Raw genomic sequence first — 20,821 nt, 5'->3', positions numbered from 1 at the left:
ATCTACTAGTAATAACGATACAATAAACCTATGTCACATCGAATTGTTAATATCATTGTCAACGCCCAACTCAGCGCCATTGCTGATCCGGTTCAGCGTAGCAAATTTCTTAAGAGTTTAGGTATAGAAGAGCCGTTACTCGACAATCAGCCAGCACAGCTGGATGCGACCGATTTTGCTCGCCTCATGCGAATTTGTTTCGACCAGCTTGATGATGAAGCCATGGGTTTCACCCATAAACCTATGCGTGTTGGTACCTTTCGTATGATGTGCCACGCCACTATAGGTTGTGGCAATGTGCGGCGGGCAATTTTACGTATCGCAGAGTTTTTCCGCTTATTAAGTGATGAGTTTCATTTTGAATTGCAAGAACATGGTGAAGAAGCTGCTTTCGTGATCAATCATCAGCCAAAACCTGGTACTAACAATGACTATTTTATTGCCATGTTGTTTACCATTTTCTGGCGTTATTTAGCCTGGTTGATGGATGCCCCATTGTTGTTGAACCGCTGTTATTTTGCATTTGATGGGCAAGGTTGGCCGCAAAGTACCCAGTCGGTGTTTAACTGCCCAGTATTTTTTAAGCGAAAACAAAATGCCATTATCTTCCCAGAATCCTATTTGAATCAGGTTATCAAGCAAGATACTCATAGCCTGGGGCAATTCCTCGCCAACGCACCAGAGAATATTTTGAGTCGCTATGAACCGCAAACAAGTTGGTCGGCAAAGGTTAAGGCCCGAATTGGCGAGTTAGAGGATTTTGAAAGTACCAGTCTTGAGTCAGTGGCAAATACTTTTGATTGTTCTGCTCCTACTCTTGCTAGAAGACTCAGACAAGAAGGCCATCAATTTCAGCAAATCAAGGACAAAGTGCGCAGAGCGCGTACCATACATTTGTTATTAAATACTGATTTGTCCATCAGTCAAATATCCTCACAACTGGGCTTTTCAGAAGATGCAGTGTTTTATCGCACCTTCAAAAAATGGACAGGGCAGACCCCTAAATCCTATCGTATTTCCCACCAATAGTTCGGACCAGTATTTTTTCCACTTTTCGTACCTTGATGAGATGATTAAAAATGTCAGGTTTTGCGATCATAATCATCATGTTTTTTTAGCGGCTGATTGCTTAGTGTATGACTAACATTGCATGGGCGAAGAGCTTCGCCTGTTGGCAACCTTAGATTAGAGAGGAAATTTATGACAAGCGAAGCGTTTATCTTTGATGCTGTGCGCACGCCACGCGGCAGAGGCAAGGCATCTGGGTCGCTGTATGAAGTGAAGCCCATCAACTTATTAAGTCAATTGCTTAAGGCTTTACAGCAACGCAATGAATTTGACACCCATTCAGTAGACGACATTGTCATGGGTTGTGTCACACCCATTGGCGACCAGGGTGCTGACATTGCTAAAACTGCAGCGCTAGTGGCCGGTTGGGAAGACGATGTAGCCGGCGTGACCCTCAATCGATTTTGTGCATCCGGACTTGAATCGGTGAATATGGCTGCTATGAAAATCCGTTCCGGTTGGGAACATTTGGTTGTCGCTGGTGGCGTTGAGTCAATGTCTAGAGTACCAATGGGCAGTGACGGCGGTGCGTGGGCCATGGATCCCGAAACAAACATCAATACTGGGTTTATGCCGCAAGGTATCGGTGCCGATTTAATTGCCACTTTAGAAGGCTTTAGCCGTGAAGAGGTTGACCATTTTGCCATGAACTCTCATCACAAAGCAGCCAAGGCATGGCAACGTAAAGCGTTTGCTCGGTCTATTATTCCGGTTAAAGACAGAAACAACCTGAGCATTCTTGAACAAGATGAAACTATCCGTGGTGACAGCAGCATGGCCACACTGGCTAACTTGAAACCGTCATTTTTGCAGCCTGGACAACTAGGTTTTGATGCTGTAGCAAAACAAAAATACCCGTGGGTCGAGCGCATAAACCATGTGCACACTCCTGGTAACTCTTCCGGAATTGCAGATGGTGCAGCGGCATTGTTGATTGGCAGTGAACAAATGGCTAAGCGTTACGATTTGAATCCACGAGCGCGGATTGTATCGACTGCGTTGGTTGGTACAGACCCCACTATCATGTTGACCGGACCCGCTCCAGCTGCCCGCAAGGCACTCAAGTTAGCTGGGTTGAATGCCGCCGATATTGGTTTATTTGAAGTGAATGAAGCCTTTGCTTCAGTGGTGCTGCGTTTCCAAAAAGAAATGAAAATCGATCCTGACAAAATTAATGTGAATGGTGGTGCCATTGCAATGGGACATCCCCTTGGCGCTACCGGCGCGATGATACTGGGTACCTTATTAGATGAACTTGAAGTACGTAATAAGCGCTTCGGTTTGGCTACGCTCTGCGTGGGCGGAGGCATGGGTATTGCCACAATTATTGAACGAGTATAGGAGGTCAACATGCCAGTAATTCAGTATCAAAAAGATCAAAAAGACATAGTGCACCTTATACTCGATCGGCCAGACAACTCAGCCAATTTGATGGATGGGCGTTTTGCTGAAGACTTTGCCAAGGTAATCGCTACTTTGCACAATGATAAATATGCAGGAGTTATTTTACGCTCTGAAAAATCAACTTTTTTCTCAGGAGGCGATCTCACTATGCTCTCGCAGGTAAGCGAAGAAAACGCCAGTGAAGTTTTTCACATGTTAGAAAAAATCAAAGTATCAATGCGTACTTTGGAAACTTGTGGAAAGCCCGTAGTAGCTTGTATCAACGGGGCCGCTATGGGCGGTGGCTGGGAATTGGCACTGGCTTGTCATCATCGAATTGCTTTAAATCATCGAGCACTAAAAATGGGATTGCCTGAGGTGACCTTGGGTTTGTTACCCGGAGGTGGCGGTGTGACGCGTATGGTGCGGTTATTAGGATTGGAAGGCGCGTTACCCTATCTAACTGAAGGTAAACAATTTCATCCTGAGGCAGGTTTGAAAGCGGGCTTGATCCATAACTTAGCTCAGTCGCAGGAACAAATGTTTAGCATGGCCCAAGATTGGATATTGGCACAATCTAATGTGTGTCAGCCTTGGGATGAAAAAGGTTACAAAATACCGGGTGGGGCGCCCAGTCATGCAAAAGTAGCACAAAAACTGGCTATCTTACCCGTAATGCTAAGAGCGAAAACCAAGGGAGTATTGCCTGCTCCTGAAGCCATAGTGTCAGCCATGGTAGAAGGCGCACAAGTGGATTTTGATACGGCCACAAGGATTGAATCTCGATACTTTGTCGAATTGGCCTGTGGGCAAGTTGCAAAAAATATGATCAACACCTTTTGGTTTCAACTTAATCAAATTAAGGCCGGAAGCAGTCGTCCAAACAATATTGCTAAGCACAAAGTGGAAAAAGTAGCGGTATTGGGCGCAGGCATGATGGGAGCGGGTATTGCTTATACTTGTGCAATCAATGGGATCCCAGTGGTCCTCAAAGACACAGATAGCAAACGCGCCGAGCACGGCAAAGATTACTCACGCAAATTACTCGATAAGCAATTACGCAGTGGGCGCAAGACAACCGAGCAAATTGAACAAATATTGAGTCTAATTACTGCTAGTGGTGATGTTGCCGATTTGGCTGATTGTGATCTTGTTATAGAAGCGGTATTTGAAGACCGAGTTCTCAAAGCGCGGGTCACAAAAGAAGCGGAAGCTGTGTTGGCCGAGAGTGCGTTATTTGCCAGTAATACATCGACCTTACCGATAACTGGATTAGCAAAAGCTTCCAGTCGGCCCAGTAATTTTGCCGGTTTACATTTCTTTTCACCAGTAGATAAGATGCCTTTGGTAGAAATTATCTGTGGCCAGCAAACCTCGGATGAAAGTCTCGCTAGGTGTTTTGACTTTGTTCAACAGATTGGCAAAACGCCTATTGTTGTGAATGATAGTCGTGGTTTTTTTACTTCTCGTGTATTTGAAAAGTTTGTCGGTGAAGGCATGGCCATGCTGGGAGAAGGTATACCAGCAGCTAGTATTGAAAACGCAGCCTATTTGGCGGGCTTTCCTGTAGGTCCTCTGGCAGTGACTGATGAAGTGTCGTTAACCCTTATTGATAAAATTAAGCGCCAGAACATTGCCGACTTTAATGCCGAAGGTAAGGATTATGCGGGCCATCCGTCAGACAAAGTTGTTGATCGTATGTTGGAGCTAGAACGCTCTGGAAAAGTCGCCCAAGCTGGATTTTACGATTATCCCTCTACAGGTGGAAAACACCTATGGACAGGTCTAAGTCAGTTTGCCAATTCAGATCTGCAGATACCCTTAGAAGATATTAAAGAGCGTTTGTTATTCATTATGGCCATTGAAACAGTGCGTTGTTTACAAGAGCAAGTACTTACTTCAACAGTGGATGCCAATATTGGGTCGATTTTCGGGATTGGCTATCCACCTTGGACGGGGGGTTGTATTCAATTTATTAATCAATATGGGATAGCGTCGTTTATTAGCCGAGCACAAGTATTTTGTGACACTTACGGCGAACGTTTCGCTCCGCCTCAATTACTTATCGATAAAGCACAATTAGGAGAAAACTTGTGATCCCACGGCAGGTATTCGATAGCGACCATGAACAGTTTCGCGACATGGTTATAAAATTTTTAAAAACGGAAGCCGTTCCCTACCATGAAGAGTGGGAAGAGCAAGGACAAGTCAGTCGTGAAGTATGGCTAAAAGCCGGTCAACAAGGCATGTTGTGTCCTACTATGCCAGAGCAATATGGTGGTGTTGGAGTGGATTTTCGCTACAACGCTATCGTCACCGAAGAAATTGCTCGCTTAGGTTTAACCGGCATTGGCTGGGGATTGCATTCGGACATAGCTGTACCTTATCTGGAAAGTTATGGTACCGAGCAGCAAAAACAAAAATACCTTCCACGCTGTATTAGCGGTGAAATCATTACCGCGATTGCAATGACCGAGCCTGGCACAGGGTCCGATTTGCAAGGTGTCAAAACTCACGCGGTTTTGAACAAAGATGAATATGTAATCAATGGTTCTAAAACTTTTATTACCAATGGGCAAATGGCTGATTTGGTTATTGTGGTGGTTAAAACGGATCCGGCTGCTGGTGCCAAAGGCACGAGTTTGTTGCTTGTTGAAGCCGGTACACCAGGTTTTGATAAGGGGAAAAACCTTAAAAAGATTGGCATGAAGGCGCAAGACACATCTGAGCTCTTTTTTGACAATGTAAGAGTGCCTAAGGAAAACTTGCTAGGGCAGGAGGGCATGGGATTTGCCTACCTTATGCGCGAGTTGGCACAGGAGCGACTGTCGGTAGCACTTGGAGCGGTTGCCAGCGCAGAGGGCATATTGCAACATACTGTTGATTATGTGCAAGACCGAAAGGCATTTGGCAGCAGTATTGCGAGCTTTCAAAATACCCAATTTAAACTTGCTGAGGTTGACGCTGATTTGACCATGCTTAGGGTCTTTATCGACAGGTGTCTTGAATTACACATAGCCGGCGAACTGGACGCAGCGACTGCGGCTAAAGCCAAGCTACTTTCCACTGAAATTCAATGCCGCGCAATAGATGAGTGTTTACAGCTGCACGGTGGTTATGGATACATGTGGGAATACCCAGTAGCACGAGCCTATGCCGATGCCAGAGTGCAGAAAATTTATGCGGGCACCAATGAAATAATGAAAGTGATTATTGCCCGTTCTTTGATGGAGCGATAAAAATGGGGCCCTTGTCACAATTAAGAATATTGGATTTTAGTACATTGTTACCGGGGCCTTATGCCACTATGATCTTGGCGGATATGGGGGCTGATGTTATTCGAGTCGAGTCACCTACACGTCCTGATTTATTACGCGTCAGCCCACCTATGTTAGATGAACGATCGTTTGCACACCTTTCGATCAATCGCAACAAACGTTCAATAGCGCTAAATTTAAAATCTGCCAAGGCACAAGGCATTATTCATAAGTTGATTCAAAGTTATGATGTGGTGGTTGAGCAATTTAGACCAGGGGTTATGGCTAGGCTGGGCCTGGATTATGAGGCGCTAAAAACCATTAACCCGCAGCTTATATATTGCTCTATTACTGGCTACGGTCAAACGGGACCAAACAAGGACAAAGCCGGTCATGATATTAATTATTTGGCCTTATCTGGCTTGGCCAGTTACAGCGGAAAAGCCAATACTGGCCCCGTCTTGAGTGGCACTCAAATTGCCGATTTAGCCGGTGGGTCGCATCATGCGGTAATGGCGATTTTAGCTGCTGTAATAAAACGTCAGCAAGATGGTGTGGGCAGCTATATAGATATTAGTATGCTCGATTGTGCATTTGCCATGAACGGTATGTTTGGTGCCGCAGCTTTGGGGACAGGTGAGGATCCGCAGTTAGGTGCGGAAATCCTCAATGGTGGGATTTTTTACGACTATTACGTTACGTCAGATGGTCAGCATTTGTCTGTTGGTGGGTTAGAGCCACAATTTGCTCAGCGCTTCTTTACTCTTATTGAACACCCCCAATGGCTGGCTCAATGTATGGCCCCTGCTGGTCAACAGGAAAAGCTAAAACAAGACTTGGCCGATTTATTTGCTAGTCGTCCATTGCAACATTGGCTTGATTTGTTCGCAGATACTGACGTGTGTGTTGAGCCTGTACTGTCTGTGCATCAAGCTGCGCAACATCCGCAATTAAAAGCACGCAATATGGTATATAACAACAAAACCGAGGATGGGCAGCTTATCTCACAAATTCGCTCACCTTTGAGTCCTGTCGATGAAACTCCTTCAGCCAAAGTCGGCAGTCGATTAGGTCAGGATAGCATTGATATTTTGAAACAGGCTGGTGTAGACGATAGTGAAATAAGTGTGTTGTTAGCTGATGGTGACCTACTACAACAAGCTAAATAATGTTGGGAACACTCTGCAAGAGCACTAGCCAGAGTCTCATTCAGTTTGTTCAACAGTCTTAACTTAGGCGTAATCTATTCGTTTTTTTAAACGTTGGATAAGAATATCTACCTACATTATCTTTTAGTCAGCCAAAAGCATGGCAAATATAAGGGAGTTTGCGAACTTATACTCAAACATTCGCTTTTTACCTTGGATAAAAGGCTCAACATATTTAATCAGTAAATTTTGCGTTTACTGCGTTTTTTAAACGCAGCAACGAGTCTTCCGATTTTTGTTCAACTTTTGACTTAAAAAACAGCGCATTTACGGTTACAAAAGCAAAGTTGGGCATAGTGTAGTGCAATGTTCTTTTGAATTTGGACTGATTGCCCAATGCACGTACCTGATATTGAAGTCGAATAGTCGAGCCATTAGTTTGGTTGTAGGCTTCGGCAATCCAAGTGTCGTTTGTGCTTTGAATGACTTTCCAAGATAAATGATTTTTACCTAAGACTGTCTGTATATCTTCTTCAAATGTGTCACCTTTAATTAAGGGCTGTGATGAACTCACATACACTTTTGATGATTGCGGGTGCCAGTCTGGCCATAATCCAGGCGAGCTAGCATAGGATAGTGCCTGTGCCGCTGGTTTATCCATCACTATAGTGTTGATAATCTGAGTAGTCGACGTGCTAAACCATAAATTTGAAGCTAGCCAAAATGTAACAGGTAAGCGAATAAGCTCAAAAAATGTCAGGCTTTTACTGCCCTCTAAAAAGTGACTAATAGCAACAAAACCATAAACAACAATGAGTGTGCCAAGTACTAGCATTAAAGCCGATAATTTTGGCGACATAAATAAAAACATAACTGTGATAGCTATGAGTAATAGAAAATTAATCGCAGTGTAAATTTTCACTAAGTTTGATACTTGGGGGTTATATTTGACTATGTTGGTACTGCCCGTGCTTTGTAGTTTGCTTGTTGAGCCTCCGTCTTTTCTGCAATCCCTTGGTCTCCAGCCAGTTGGTTTAAACCATAATATAAATTTGTCATGCCACGACGCTGTTTTCACCGTGTCTTTTGCTAACATCTGCCAATGCTGCAAATTCGCTTTAATTGGGTTTAAGGTATTGAGCGGTTGTGTGGTGCCATAATGACATGGCTCTTGAGCTAATTCTGGTTGCCATGTGCCAAATATGCGATCCCATATGGCTAACGTACCCCCGTAGTTTCGGTCAATATATATGGGGTTTTTAGCATGATGAACGCGGTGGCTGGAGGGGGTTGAAAATATGCCCTCGATTAGCGGTACTTTGTTTATGGCTTGAGTGTGTAGCCCGAATTGATAAAGCTTTAGCAGAATAAATAAAATTAGGAATACTTGAGGAGGGCAACCTAAAAGGGCTAAAGGTAAATAAAAAGCCCAAGAAAAAGCATATTGGAAGGCACTCTGTCTTAAAGCTGTGGTGAGGTTGTATTCTTCACTTTGGTGGTGCCCAACATGGGCGCCCCATAAAAAATTTATTTCATGGGCCGCTCTGTGGAAAGCGTAATAACAAAGATCCAAAACAAAAAAGAATACAACCCAAGTAATCGGCTCGCGCATACTTAAATCCAACGACCTATGATTTTCCCATAAGTACAAATAAGCCGCAAATGTGAAGGTTTTTAATAAGGCATCTGATATCAATAGGCACATTCCCATCGACAGGCTATTGACTGAGTCGTTATAGCGATGCAGGTGCTTACCTTTTAGTCTCAGGAATATATATTCGATAGCCATGAAGAACATAAATAAGGGGATGGCTAAACCATTAATATTGTATTCAGACATACATGTTCCACTTTAAAACTGCTGTTATATGCACCTTAGTATCTATCTACTTAGTCTTATAGTCATTGACACTAAGGTCTAAAAATTGACAATATGTGACATTTTTATCATTTATATTCTTCGTAAGTTGCGCATTCAAGGTAACCATGAAATATCTCTACATCGAGGGAGAGTGGGTTAATTCTCTGCTCAATACTTTTACTGAATTAGGATTAAACCTTAAAACAATCACTCAAGATCTCGATGGAATTGAAAATGATCGCGTGTTTACCAATCAAAGACTAGAAGTCAGTATCGTTAGGAAAATTTGGCATCGGGCGGACAGGTTGGCTCAAGACCCCCTTCTGGGAGTTAAGGTAGGCAGATTACTTAATTATAGAGCGCTAGGCGTTTTGTCACCTGTGATTTGGCATAGCCCAACTATTCGAGATGTTATCGAAAATATTAAAAAATTTCAGACCCTAATCAGCGAAAGTGGCCGCTACCATATTAATCAAAGGCTTATTGATAATGAGCCAAGTTTTTACTGTGAATATGTTGCCGCAGAAAGTAGCGTCCCCGTTAATCCTCATCAAGTATTGGCAGTTGTAGCACACACTATTGAATTGATGAGAGCAATTACCAGCCATACGTTCAAGATAAATAAAATATATGTACCAAAGAGTCTGAATGCACAACTAATTGCAAATAAGCTTGGAATTAAGGTAATCAGCCATAATGGTAATTTTGCGATTTGTTTCCCTCCCGGTCAAATAGATAAGCCTTTTTTGGGAGTGGATAATAACCTTTATCAAATAAATTTGGCTTACGCAGAAGAACTCTTGAGGGGTGCGTATTCCGGTGATTGTGAACACCCATTCCGGTCTGAACGTGAACACCTGAGCATCCCCGCATTGGGCTAGTGTGTTTTGTACCCTAAGTGTTCACGTTAAGTCAATTCAGAGCGTATTTTTCGCATAGATTCTCCCTTTAGATTTATCCGATGTGCGTTGTGCATGAGCCTATCTAATATTGCATCAGCAAGCGTATTGTCGCCGATTGATTGATACCACTGGTCAGTCGGTAATTGGCTGATAATGACTGTAGATGTGCTCCCATTTCTATCATCCATTATTTCCATTAGATCGTTGCGTTGTGCAGGTTTAAGCGGCTCTAGCCCCCAATCATCCAGTATCAGCATGTCGATCTTGGCGAGTTGGTTTAGCGCTTTGGTGTAAGTGCCATCGGCCTTAGCCTGTGTCAGCGCTATCATCAGACGAGAGATTCGGTAATATCTGGCGCTGTAGCCTTTGGTGCAAGCAGTGTGCGCGGCAGCGCACGCTAAGTATGTTTTACCGCTACCACAAGGACCTGTGAGTAATAGGTTCTGATGTTTGTTTACCCATTCACAGTTTAGTAATGATGCCATTTGAGATTGCTTAAGGCCTCGTGGCTGGCTGTAGTCAATATCTTGTGCATTGGCATGTATTTTTAGTTTAGCGGCTTTCAATAGCCTTTCTTGTTTACGTATTTCACGCTCGTGTTGTTCGCTGTCGGCCATCATGGCAATACGCTCTTCGAAGCTAAGATTATCGTAGTTGCCAGGTTGTTCGCCTTGCAGTTGAAGTGCACTTGCCATGCCGTTGAGTTTCAGTTGACGCAGTTGGCTTAAGGTGTGATTTATCATGTTGTTGTCCTGTTAGTGGAAGCTTTGTGGGCCACGGATGTTTTCGTGAACTTGTGGCAAGGTAGAGGTGATTTCAGACGCATCTTGATGCAATTTATCTTGATTGCTTTTTAAGATGTCTTTGATTTGTTTGAGTCGGTATAACTTGTGCTGATTGGCAATGGCACAGGCTTTATCAAGCCGACTGTGCGGATATTTCTTGCCGAGATTCAACATACCTAAACAGACTCTAAACGCCTGTTCCTTGTGGGACTTACGTTGGAACTGGGCTTCCACCCAATCAAGACTGGCAGGGCCAACGTTTTTAGCCCAGCTCACCAGCTTAGCTTTATCCCATTTATGATAAACCTCATGTTGCTTGGGCATGTGTGCGGGTGTGGTGGTCATGCCGTAGCGATATTGCCGTGCATGATTAGCGACTAAGTTACCGCGGAAGTAGAGTTCAATCATGTTGAACTTAGCGTGCAGATCAATGCGCTCTCCGACCAAATGATGAGGCACCGAGTAGAAGTGGTCATCGTATTGCACGTGGTAATCGATATTCACTTTTACGGGTTTGATATCAGTGTATTCATAAGCATGCATGGGTAGCGGGCTTAGGTTGGGTTTATCAATGGTCTCGAACCAGTGTTTGCGGCTCCCTTTTAGATGTTTTGACTGGCGATTATTCACATCTTCAAGCAGGGCTTTAACCGTCTGATTAAGCTCCGCTAACGAGAAGAAGGTGATGTTTCGTATACGCGCTAATATCCAGCGTTCAATGATTTGCACACCGACTTCTGCCTTGGATTTATCCTTGGGTTTGTAGGGTCTTGCAGGGATAATCGCCACGCCATAATGCGCCGCCATTTGCTGATAGGTTTGATTGACATCAGGGTCGTATTTACATGCACGTGTGACACCGCTTTTTAAGTTGTCAGGCACGACTATTTGCGGGACGCCGCCTAAAAACGAGAAGCAACGCGCATGGCTTTGCACCCAATCGGATAAGGCTTGTGTGTAAGTGGCTTCCGCGTAGGTGTAATTCGATGCGCCCATCACCGCGACGAATATCTGCGCGGTTCGCACCTCCCCTGTGGTGGTGCTGACGATGGGCACTGTTTGCCCCGCATAATCCACAAACAGCTTTTCACCCGCAATATGTATCTGACGCATAGAGCGTTTTTGCTTTTTACTCCAGACTGAATAATGGTGGCAATACTGAGAGTAACCAAAGCTTCGGGTCGGATATTGCTCTGCATATTCCTCCCACGCCAGGTATTTAGTCATACCAGGTTTCGTTAGCTCCCAACGCACTTCTACCCAATCAGGAATTTCACGCTGATCAGCCAGCCTTGTATCCGCTTTAGGGTAAAATAAGTCAGCTAAACCGCGCTCATCCAGTGCTTCTACAGCAGGCCAATCAAGTCCTAGCACTTGCGCGTTTTTTACTGTTTTAGACACCAAGCCTACGCTTATTCGCAGACTCCGGTTAATTTGACGAATGCTGAGGTCAGATTGCAGCTTCAGCCTCAATATATCTCTTAATTTACGCATTGATAATCTCTGTGCTGGCATAACCTGCTCCTCAAACAAAAGGAAATAGGTTAGCAGTTACAAAATCAATGCAGGGAAAGTCATTCCGTTTGAACGTGAACACTCATTCCGGTGATGACCCGAAAAGTGTTCACGTTGGGGCCGGATTCAGTGTTCACGATCAAACAGAATAGGTGTTCACGTTCGTCCGGAATAGGTGTTCACGTTGGGCCGGAATATGCAAGCTCTAAATCTGATAAGAGGTGAACGATTCGGCCATGAGTTAATGCGGGTCGTCTGTGAACTCTACCTTTGCTAGGAACATCTCTAACTGTAAGAAAGGGCTTGTAATACTTACCGGAGCCTTGCCCTCGTTTTTCGATAGTTAGACGTTTGATAATAGCCGGCTTTATTAATTCAACAATTACTCTAGAGGCAGGAACAAGAAAATCTTTCATTTTACGGCTCGAGTTATTCTGACTTTTTTCAGGATAACTCAAGCCTTAATAGTATGATACTATTTTGTAAAGTATGATACTTTATTGTTTAGTATGATACTTTATTGTCGCTTTACATCTACGTTTTTAATACGCCAATGACTATTCCACAGTCACACTTTTCGCCAAATTCCTAGGCTGATCAACATCTGTGCCTTTGATCACTGCTACGTAATATGACAGTAACTGTAGGGGCAAGGTATAGACGATGGGCGCTACCGCAGCTTCGCAATGAGGCACATTAATAACACGCATCGTGTCGTCACTTTTAAAATGCGCATCTTTATCAGCGAAGACATACATAATGCCTCCACGAGCGCGTACTTCTTCAACGTTTGATTTCAGTTTTTCTAGCAATTCATTATTGGGTGCAACCACTATGACTGGCATTTCGTCGTCAATCAGTGCCAATGGACCGTGTTTAAGTTCACCAGATGCATAGGCTTCAGCATGGATATAGGAAATTTCTTTGAGCTTTAAGGCTCCTTCCATGGCGATAGGGTACTGATCGCCTCTACCTAAAAATAAGCTGTGATGTTTATCGGCAAACTCTTTCGCAAGTTCTTTAATTCCTGCGGTTAACTGCAGTGTTTCTTCTAACTTAGCCGGTAAGCTATGTAATGCTTTAACAATATCGTCGTGGTCTGTTTGACTCATGTCATTGTGTTGACCAAGGGCTAAGGTCAACATTAAAAATCCAGTAAGTTGAGTGGTGAATGCTTTAGTTGAGGCAACACCAATTTCTGCACCGGCTAGGGTCATAAAGGCTAAGTCAGATTCTCTTACTAATGATGAACCAGGTACGTTACAGATAGTTAAACTGGCAGAGTAACCTTGCTGCTTGGCAAGCCTAAGTGCGGCGAGTGTGTCTGCTGTTTCACCGGATTGTGAGATGGTGACGATTAAACTGTTGGGGTGCACAAAGGATTTTCTGTAACGAAATTCTGAAGCAATTTCTACGTTACAGGATACATTGGCATATTGTTCCAACCAGTAACGTGCGGTCATACCTGAATGGTAGCTGGTGCCACATGCGATTATTTGCACATGTTTGATACCGGCTAAAATTTCGTCTGCACCATGGCCAAATATATTTGGGCTTATGCCGGTTTCACTTAAACGGCCTTGTAATGTGTTGCGGATAACACTTGGCTGTTCGTGGATTTCTTTTAGCATGTAATGGCGATAACCGCCTTTGTCACCGGCATCGTGCTCAACATCAGACTCGACAACTTCCCTTTCTACTGGTGCGCCAGTTTCGTCATAAACTTTAATGCTAGTACGGGAAATTTCGGCTACATCACCTTCTTCCAAAAACATAAAACGACGGGTAACAGGTAACAACGCCATTTGATCTGAGGCAATAAAGTTTTCACCTATGCCTAAACCGATGACTAATGGGCTACCAGATCGCGCGACAATAATACGTTCTGGATCATCTTTATCCATGATTACTGTGCCATATGCGCCGTGAAACTTAGTCACAGCGTTTTGTACGGCTTTAAGTAAATCTCCGCATTTATCTAGTTCTAAGTGGACCTGATGGGCAATGGTTTCGGTATCGGTGTCTGAGCTAAAACCATAACCGGCTTGAGTCAGTTCTTGGCGTAATGTTTGGTAGTTTTCGATAATGCCGTTGTGAACTACAGCAATACGTTCAGATGAAAAGTGTGGGTGGGCATTGGCTTCAGTTACGCCACCGTGTGTTGCCCAGCGTGTATGGGCGATGCCTGTAGCACCTTTAATAGGCTGATTTTTTAACGCTTCTGCGAGCTCTTTTACTTTGCCAATTCTTCTGGTACGTGTGAGATTACCTTGGTTATCTAAAAGGGCAACCCCGGAAGAGTCGTATCCACGATATTCTAAGCGTCGTAATCCCTCTAACAATATTTCAACTACATTACGTTCGGCAATCGCCCCTACAATCCCACACATATTAAGCTCCAATCTCTGTTGTTTTGGCACAGATAACGTCTACGCCATGTTGTTCAATTTGTTGTTTTACATCTACTGGTATTTGATCATCGGTTACTAGAACCGAAATTGCGCTCCATGGCAACTCTACATTTGGTATCTTACGTTGTAATTTTTCAGATTCCGCCATAACAATTACTTGATTTGATACCTTTGCCATCACTTGGCTCAGCTGTGTCAATTCATTGAAAGTAGTCGTACCTTTTTGTGGATCTAATCCCGCAGCACCTATAAATGCTTGATCAAAATTGTATTCTTGGAGCACAAACTCGGCCATTTTTCCTTGGAAAGAATGGGACTGAGTATCCCATGTACCGCCAGTCATTAATACTTTGTGTTCATTTTCCTGCTCAAGTAAATAATTGGCTACTTGCAGTGAATTAGTCATCACTAGCAGTCCTGCCTTAGCGGTTATCTCTGGTAATAATGCTGCTGTAGTGCTGCCGCTGTCTATGATTATTCGATTGTGGTCTTTAATCAGAGAAGCAGCCATAGCTGCAATCGCCTTTTTGCGAATGGATACTTTTTCACTAGATAACTCTGAGGAACCAGTTGGCAGTAAAATCGCTCCGCCAAATTTTCTGAGTAATAAACCACTGTTTTCAAGTGCGGCAAAATCTTTGCGAATGGTGACTTCTGAAGTGGAAAACAACTTAGACAACTCGTCAACCGCCACTTCGCCACAGCGATTCAGTTGTTCTACTATAGCGCGTCGTCTTTGTTGGGTATTTCGTTTTTGCATTAATCTAGAATAAGTTTCGATTTGAAACTTATTCTAGATTTAATCTTACGAAATGCAAGTTAAAGTTTTGAAATGACTTTCAACGGCAAGTTTAAGCAATATTTAGTTTAGTGGTTGTAACCGTTATGGGTATTAACTAAACGGTAAAACGTAGCTTGAGCGTAATCTTCGGGCTGGCCCGTACTATTTTGATTGTAGACACCGGCTTTAAAATACATGTATTGATCTCTTTTGTGGTAACCACTGTCTTTCATATCTACAACATGAGTAATGTCGTCTTTCCCTTCTCTGATTAATGTCACAGTCAAAATATCTCCCTTTACGTCGATGACATAACTGAATTTTTCATCAAGAGCGACACCATCTTCTGGGTCTTTGGCATTACTGGCTCGGGAGCCAACAAATTCGTAGTATTGATCATCACCGCCACGCGGCTCATGGGCTAAGTAAATTGAACCTTTGGTATTGTTGGGCAACTTTCGGTAATAAATTCTAGCGGGCTCATCGTCTTTGGCATGTATTTGCCCAACAATCACTCTACCCAATTGTTTAGGGTTGCCTGTAATGGTGACATTGTTGACCGCCAATGTTGCTTCAAGACGCCCATCTACACCACCTGCTTTTCTTTGTTCTTTGCCTCTAACACTACTAAACACCCAGTTATTTTTGTTTACGCCTTGAGTCTTTATACGATTATTTCCGCGTCTTAACATTTCGCGTAGTTCAGAGCGGGTATACTTTGTGTTTTTAGAGGTTTTTGGACCTTCTACAAAGGAGGTGAAAACCATTCCACCATCAGCAGCGGTATAAAAATAGGGTTCGTAGGAAAAACCTTTTGCGAGAAACGCTTCCGGTATGGTGTCGATTTTCCCATCGTTATTAGCATCGGTAGGCACGGTTAGATTCCAATCGAGAAGATCGAAATTAATTCCAGGAGCTGCTTTAGGGTTAAGCTGGTTCGCGCCCGTACTTAGGCAATGTAAGCTTAATAGGATACTAAATAACAACCTTGGTAATGTTGAAAACATAGTTTAGAACCTTTTAGGACGGTAAATTGGATTATGAGTGTTTGACGCAATACTATCTTTTTTTGATTTTTTGCGAAAGTACGCAGTTCAGACCAAATTCTTTCAATTTAGTTCTAATTGGTTATGTTTTCGATTGAAATTGGTATTACACTGGTGAAGGTTTCCAAGCCTTTAATTTTATTAACATTTTTAAAACAACCAAGGCTTATCGCCTGTTAATAATGTAAATCATTTGTTTGTTCACATTAAAAGCCACTGACAAGTTGATTAAGTCTTTGTTGTTAAATTCTTCGTAATTGGCCGCAAAAATTGGCTGTTTAGGCAAACAACCAAAGATGTATAAGCCAGCACCATACTCTTTCACATCATCAAAACCGCTAAAGAAAAATGCCTGACGTCATTCAATTATGTAATGTATTTTCTAGAGCAACTCTGCCAAGCCGACCAAGAAACTGAGCAACTGCCACCATGGAAGTTTGCCAATCATAAGTGAGATCGCCGGACTGCGGTGTCTTAGATGAGTCAAAATTGCTCTTTAATTATTAAGCTGACCTGTAATCAATTAGAAAGGTTGGATTTGCTGGGCATTGGTAATATTTTGTTTTTGGTGACATTAAACTGCAAGGCTTAAAGTGTTATTAGCCTAATAGTTATCGCGTTTTGCATTTAGTCAGTAGCCTTGCTGCTGAGCCCTTCGATACTGGCAACCAGTTTTTTTAAAAGTTAAATTTGCTTTAAATAATATATTGGTAATACCAAAAAAGTTAACAAACTACTTTTCTGCCATACCAATTTGGTTTGCATTATAGATACATTTACCGATTGGTTTGCTATTTAAGACCATTTTATAAGTAAAAGTTTCAGGAGTTGAAAGCATGTTTAAGAAATCACTAATACCCATAGTCGTTGTGACAGCCTTATCTGGGTGTGGCAGCGATGACACTAGTAAGTTGGAAGGTAATAGTAACGGAACCATTGAAATCTTGGGTAGCGATTTTCTAGCTGGAGTAACATTAACTTTATCGCTAAGCGACCCTGACGGTATTGTCGATAGAACGGTGAGTTATTTATGGTCAAAAAATACAAACGGCACAGCTGAGGATATTGCGACCAGCACTTCTTATACTATTACCGAAGCGGACGAAGGTTCAATTATAACTGGCTCTGCGTTTTATACTGACCAAGCTGGTTTCATGCAAGGGCTTGGTGCATCAACAACTGTTGTACTCCCAACACTAGACGTTACCGCCAATGTAGTGAAAAGGCCAGTTAGCGGTGCAAGCTGTGAGCTTTTCGCGGTCGATGATAGCGGCGCTGCAGCTGCTCCCGCGCAAGCAAGTGCGACGTCAGACACAACAGGCGCAATGATATTTAGCGATGTTCATTTTGAGGGGGTTGGTTTAGTTTCTTGTACTGGCGGAACCTATACCGATGAATCAACTGGCGACACATTAGATGCACCGGAGTTGCGGGCTGTATTGAATGTGGTAGAAGGTGATTCGGAAACACCAGGCCCATCCTATGTTGTTTCACCCTTGACTGAAATGGCAGTGCAAGCTTCTGGTGCAAATTTAAATAATTTCGCAACCGAGGCACAAGCGATCAATCTAAGATTTGGCATACGCTTTGATACAACAGAAGTGCTCCCTACCTTAGTAGGTGTTGATGTTCTTGGGGCTGATGGTGCCGAAAATGCGGATAGATATGGTTCTGCTCTAGCTCTTATCTCACAGCTAAATGCTGATGATATAGCTAAGAATATAGCGACAGTGATCGCTGATATCGCTGAAGATTTAGCGGATGGTTCATTTACGGATACTATTTTGGATGCATTTGAGTTGGCACAAACCAACCTGCAAACTACTTCAGCAGTCGCCGGTGATGTAAATGAATCTTTGCTTGACGCTATTGGTGCGGCGGTTGGTTATAACAATGATCCAGTAGCTGCCATTATTGAAGGCGTATTGAGCGGTACCATTCAAAACACTGCAACCGGCCCATTAACCAGCTCAGTAGCGGTTACCGATCCAAACTTTGAAGAAGACGCTATTGTTATTCAAACTGATGTAGCCCTCGACTATGGTACTTTTAGCATCGCTGCTGACGGAAATTGGTCATACACAGTAGACGTAACAAACGAGGCTGTTGTGAGCCTTGAATTAGGAAACTCGGTCAACGATTCAGTGACCATTACATCAATCGATGGCACTACAGCTGAAATTGAAGTTCGTGTTGCAGCACTGACACAAGTCGTAAAAATTTCAGACATAGGTGGTGATACAGGTGAGATACGAATTGACGTAGATAACTTACGGCAAGGTAAGCTAAGTGCGTCTTTCTCTAAAGAAAATTCGCTTGGAAGTGATGGAAACGTTAAAGACGCTTATATTACCCTATATGGATCCTCAGGTAGCTCGAGTGAATCATTAGTCGATTTGCGTATTCAAGGCAATCCAATTGAGCCAAGATTCTTTGTTCGAAACACAGATAGCGACGCTTACCCGGGTGACATGCTTACTGCACCATTCGTCGAAGAACAATTCTATAATGTGGAAATTGTATGGGATTTAGACGCCTCTGAGCAAATAACCATTACTCTTGATGGTGAAGTGCTTTTCGGTGGTGCCTTCTCAACTGCAGCAGTAGTAGATTCTGATTTTGAAAACTTAGACCAGTGGTTTGTTGACGGTATCCAAAGGGTTCAATTCAGGTTCGGTGATAACGACAGAACGATTCCTTTTGGTAATTTCTTTGTAGATAACATTATGGTGTATTCAGATACTGCTGGTACGGCAAGTGTATTTGCAGATGACTTTGAAAGTTATAATGAAGGTGAAACCTTAGACGGAGATAACAGCCTTTACGGTGAATCTGTCTATTCTGAGGTGGTTGTGTTTGATGTGGGTGATGGTTCGGTTGAACCTACGCCAGCAGTATTCTTTGGTTTAACAGGCGCTATTGCGAGTAATGAAACTACCTCAACAGGCGCAGTAAGTGTGCTTGACCCAGATGATGGTGAAGCTTTTGTTTTACAGTCAGCCTTAACGGGTACATACGGTACGCTAGACATTTTGGAAGATGGTTCTTGGACTTATACCCTCGATACCAACAACTCAACTATTGCAGCACTTGTTGTAGGTGAGCGCGAAACAGATACCTTTACGATTGAATCGTTTGATGGCTCTACAGCTGAAGTGTCAATCACAATTACAGGTACAGTAGTGGTTAATACCGGTGCAAACAATGTAGCAGTGATTGTTGATACGCTTGATTCAGACACTGGTGAATTGCGCTATGCACTGGGTGATGGTAGTCCTCTTGCTACTGGTAGAACCGAAGTAATGGTCAAGCGTCTTGACGATGAACTTGGCAGTGCAGATGCATTTATCACATTGTTTAACGAAAACACAAACAATGATGGTGCAATTCTAGACCTTCGTATAAGAGACGACAGTTTTGGTGTTCGTAGTCCAGGTGATGTTGATACTTCTGCCGCTACGGTAGTGTTAGATACGTTCATGGATGTAGTGATTACTTGGGAATACCCAGGTGGCGATACTGCGCTTAATCCTTTAGTAACAGTTGAAGTGGATGGTGTTAGTTTTGACGCTGAAGGGTTTACGCCTGATAACAATTCATTTGGTGGTGTCACCCACGTATCGTTTAGATTGGGTGGGAATAGCGCCGTAACTGACGCTACTGCTAAGTTTACTATTGATGACTTAATTATTTTCTCTGATACCGCTGGCACAACGGAAGTGTTTTCTGATGACTTTGAATCTTATGCTGATGGCGAGTCACTAGATACTGACAATGCGGCATCTCCATATCACTCAAATACATCGGAAGCGACAATAGAAACGATTGGTTCTGTGGGCGGTCCTGGAACAGATGGTAATAAATTTGCAGCAATTACTGACACACTAGACTCTGATACGGGTGAGTTACGTTATGCCCTCGGTGACGGTGGTCCTTTAGCCGCAGGTCGATTTGAAGTCGCGATAAAACGTTTGGATGACGATCTTGGTAATGGTGACGCTTTCATTACACTGTTTAACTCGGCTACCAATAATGATGGTGCTATTTTAGACCTGCGTATCAAAGATGACAGTTTTAGTGTGCGTAGTCCGAGTGACATTGATACGTCTGCCGCTACGGTTGTTCTCGACCAATTTATGAATGTTGTGGTGACTTGGGAATATCCTGACGGTAACTTAGAAGTGAATCCACTAGTGAAAGTTGAGATTGACGGGGTTCGTTTGACGACTGATGGCTTTACGCCAGACAACAGTTCTATTGGTGGCTTGACTCACGTATCGATTCGGTTTGGTGATAACGGAGGCACAAGGGAAGCCACGGGTATAGTTTCTGTTGATAACTTTGCAATTTACTCTGATACAGCGGGCACAACAGAAGTATTCTCTGATGACTTTGAGTCTTATGTTGATGGTGACTCGCTTGATACAGACAATGCGGTGTCTCCTTATAATTTCTCAACCTCTGAAGCAGTAGTAGGTGTTGAATAACGTTCTGAGGCTCTCACTGTAAGTATGGTCACGCATATAGACAGAGTTTGCCCTTCAGCGTCAGTTATAGACCAATATAAATAGCTTCAAATAAAAACCCCGTGAGACAATGTCTCACGGGGTTTTTTATTTTAGTACTCAGCATTTTTGTGAGTGATTTACATCACAATACAAACT

At 43.2% G+C, this 20,821-nt stretch carries 13 protein-coding genes and 1 pseudogene; 7 read left to right on the top strand and 7 right to left on the bottom strand.

Annotation, left to right across the window (positions count from 1 at the left end):
- Nucleotides 1–30 precede the first annotated feature (30 nt).
- The 5 genes from QZ488_RS00145 (at nucleotide 31) to QZ488_RS00125 (ending at nucleotide 6,877) form a co-directional block, all read left to right on the top strand.
- Nucleotides 31–1,029 carry an AraC family transcriptional regulator gene (locus tag QZ488_RS00145; protein ID WP_293745582.1) on the top strand — a complete coding sequence of 333 codons (999 nt, stop codon included), beginning with the start codon at nucleotides 31–33 and terminating at the stop codon, nucleotides 1,027–1,029.
- A 171-nt stretch (nucleotides 1,030–1,200) separates the two neighbouring features.
- On the top strand, nucleotides 1,201–2,409 hold the full coding sequence (locus tag QZ488_RS00140) for an acetyl-CoA C-acetyltransferase (protein WP_293745580.1): 1,209 nt from the start codon (nucleotides 1,201–1,203) through the stop codon (nucleotides 2,407–2,409).
- Between the two features lie 9 nt (nucleotides 2,410–2,418).
- Nucleotides 2,419–4,548, top strand: a complete 2,130-nt coding sequence (locus tag QZ488_RS00135) for a 3-hydroxyacyl-CoA dehydrogenase NAD-binding domain-containing protein (RefSeq protein ID WP_293745578.1) — start codon at nucleotides 2,419–2,421, stop codon at nucleotides 4,546–4,548.
- The gene (locus QZ488_RS00130; protein ID WP_293745577.1) at nucleotides 4,545–5,690 is read left to right on the top strand and encodes an acyl-CoA dehydrogenase family protein; all 1,146 of its coding nucleotides are present in this window, start codon (nucleotides 4,545–4,547) and stop codon (nucleotides 5,688–5,690) included. The genes QZ488_RS00135 and QZ488_RS00130 overlap by 4 nt, the downstream gene beginning before the upstream one ends.
- A gap of 2 nt (nucleotides 5,691–5,692) precedes the next feature.
- Nucleotides 5,693–6,877 (top strand): CaiB/BaiF CoA-transferase family protein, encoded by a 1,185-nt coding sequence (locus QZ488_RS00125; RefSeq protein ID WP_293745574.1) that lies wholly within the window; start codon nucleotides 5,693–5,695, stop codon nucleotides 6,875–6,877.
- A gap of 214 nt (nucleotides 6,878–7,091) precedes the next feature.
- On the opposite strand, the gene QZ488_RS00120 is transcribed toward QZ488_RS00125, so the two are convergent.
- Nucleotides 7,092–8,696: a sterol desaturase family protein gene (locus QZ488_RS00120; RefSeq protein ID WP_293745572.1), complete on the bottom strand. Its 1,605-nt coding sequence runs from the start codon at nucleotides 8,694–8,696 to the stop codon at nucleotides 7,092–7,094.
- A 146-nt stretch (nucleotides 8,697–8,842) separates the two neighbouring features.
- Between QZ488_RS00120 and QZ488_RS00115 the strand changes: the two genes are divergently transcribed.
- A complete protein-coding gene (locus tag QZ488_RS00115) occupies nucleotides 8,843–9,598 on the top strand; it encodes an AraC family transcriptional regulator ligand-binding domain-containing protein (protein WP_293745570.1) in 756 nt (251 codons plus the stop codon).
- A gap of 26 nt (nucleotides 9,599–9,624) precedes the next feature.
- On the opposite strand, the gene istB is transcribed toward QZ488_RS00115, so the two are convergent.
- From istB to QZ488_RS00090, 6 genes and pseudogenes are all read right to left on the bottom strand, one after another.
- The gene (gene istB, locus QZ488_RS00110) at nucleotides 9,625–10,362 is read right to left on the bottom strand and encodes an IS21-like element helper ATPase IstB (protein WP_293745569.1); all 738 of its coding nucleotides are present in this window, start codon (nucleotides 10,360–10,362) and stop codon (nucleotides 9,625–9,627) included.
- Between the two features lie 12 nt (nucleotides 10,363–10,374).
- Entirely contained in the window at nucleotides 10,375–11,919 is a 1,545-nt protein-coding gene (istA, locus tag QZ488_RS00105) for an IS21 family transposase (RefSeq protein WP_293745567.1), read from the bottom strand.
- A gap of 197 nt (nucleotides 11,920–12,116) precedes the next feature.
- Nucleotides 12,117–12,335 (bottom strand): annotated as a pseudogene (locus QZ488_RS21450) (heteromeric transposase endonuclease subunit TnsA); the annotation flags it as partial.
- Between the two features lie 141 nt (nucleotides 12,336–12,476).
- Nucleotides 12,477–14,309, bottom strand: a complete 1,833-nt coding sequence (gene glmS / locus QZ488_RS00100; RefSeq protein WP_293745566.1) for a glutamine--fructose-6-phosphate transaminase (isomerizing) — start codon at nucleotides 14,307–14,309, stop codon at nucleotides 12,477–12,479.
- 1 nt (nucleotide 14,310) lies between these two features.
- Entirely contained in the window at nucleotides 14,311–15,090 is a 780-nt protein-coding gene (locus QZ488_RS00095; protein ID WP_293745565.1) for a DeoR/GlpR family DNA-binding transcription regulator, read from the bottom strand.
- 107 nt (nucleotides 15,091–15,197) lie between these two features.
- Nucleotides 15,198–16,118 carry a polysaccharide lyase family 7 protein gene (locus QZ488_RS00090; RefSeq protein ID WP_293745564.1) on the bottom strand — a complete coding sequence of 307 codons (921 nt, stop codon included), beginning with the start codon at nucleotides 16,116–16,118 and terminating at the stop codon, nucleotides 15,198–15,200.
- Nucleotides 16,119–16,993: 875 nt separating this feature from the next.
- Between QZ488_RS00090 and QZ488_RS00085 the strand changes: the two genes are divergently transcribed.
- The gene (locus QZ488_RS00085; protein WP_293745563.1) at nucleotides 16,994–20,644 is read left to right on the top strand and encodes a VCBS domain-containing protein; all 3,651 of its coding nucleotides are present in this window, start codon (nucleotides 16,994–16,996) and stop codon (nucleotides 20,642–20,644) included.
- Nucleotides 20,645–20,821 lie beyond the last annotated feature (177 nt).

It is taken from the genome of uncultured Paraglaciecola sp., from assembly GCF_913020055.1.
Lineage (GTDB): Bacteria > Pseudomonadota > Gammaproteobacteria > Enterobacterales > Alteromonadaceae > Paraglaciecola.
This window is presented reverse-complemented; position numbering and strand designations above follow the sequence as displayed.

Coding starts and splice junctions, on each gene's coding strand:
- QZ488_RS00090 (WP_293745564.1), bottom strand. CDS start 16,118: ATGTTTTCAACATTACCAAGGTTGTTATTTAGTATCCTATTAAGCTTA.
- QZ488_RS00135 (WP_293745578.1), top strand. CDS start 2,419: ATGCCAGTAATTCAGTATCAAAAAGATCAAAAAGACATAGTGCACCTT.
- istA (WP_293745567.1), bottom strand. CDS start 11,919: ATGCCAGCACAGAGATTATCAATGCGTAAATTAAGAGATATATTGAGG.
- QZ488_RS00145 (WP_293745582.1), top strand. CDS start 31: ATGTCACATCGAATTGTTAATATCATTGTCAACGCCCAACTCAGCGCC.
- istB (WP_293745569.1), bottom strand. CDS start 10,362: ATGATAAATCACACCTTAAGCCAACTGCGTCAACTGAAACTCAACGGC.
- QZ488_RS00120 (WP_293745572.1), bottom strand. CDS start 8,696: ATGTCTGAATACAATATTAATGGTTTAGCCATCCCCTTATTTATGTTC.
- QZ488_RS00140 (WP_293745580.1), top strand. CDS start 1,201: ATGACAAGCGAAGCGTTTATCTTTGATGCTGTGCGCACGCCACGCGGC.
- QZ488_RS00125 (WP_293745574.1), top strand. CDS start 5,693: ATGGGGCCCTTGTCACAATTAAGAATATTGGATTTTAGTACATTGTTA.
- glmS (WP_293745566.1), bottom strand. CDS start 14,309: ATGTGTGGGATTGTAGGGGCGATTGCCGAACGTAATGTAGTTGAAATA.
- QZ488_RS00115 (WP_293745570.1), top strand. CDS start 8,843: ATGAAATATCTCTACATCGAGGGAGAGTGGGTTAATTCTCTGCTCAAT.
- QZ488_RS00095 (WP_293745565.1), bottom strand. CDS start 15,090: ATGCAAAAACGAAATACCCAACAAAGACGACGCGCTATAGTAGAACAA.
- QZ488_RS00085 (WP_293745563.1), top strand. CDS start 16,994: ATGTTTAAGAAATCACTAATACCCATAGTCGTTGTGACAGCCTTATCT.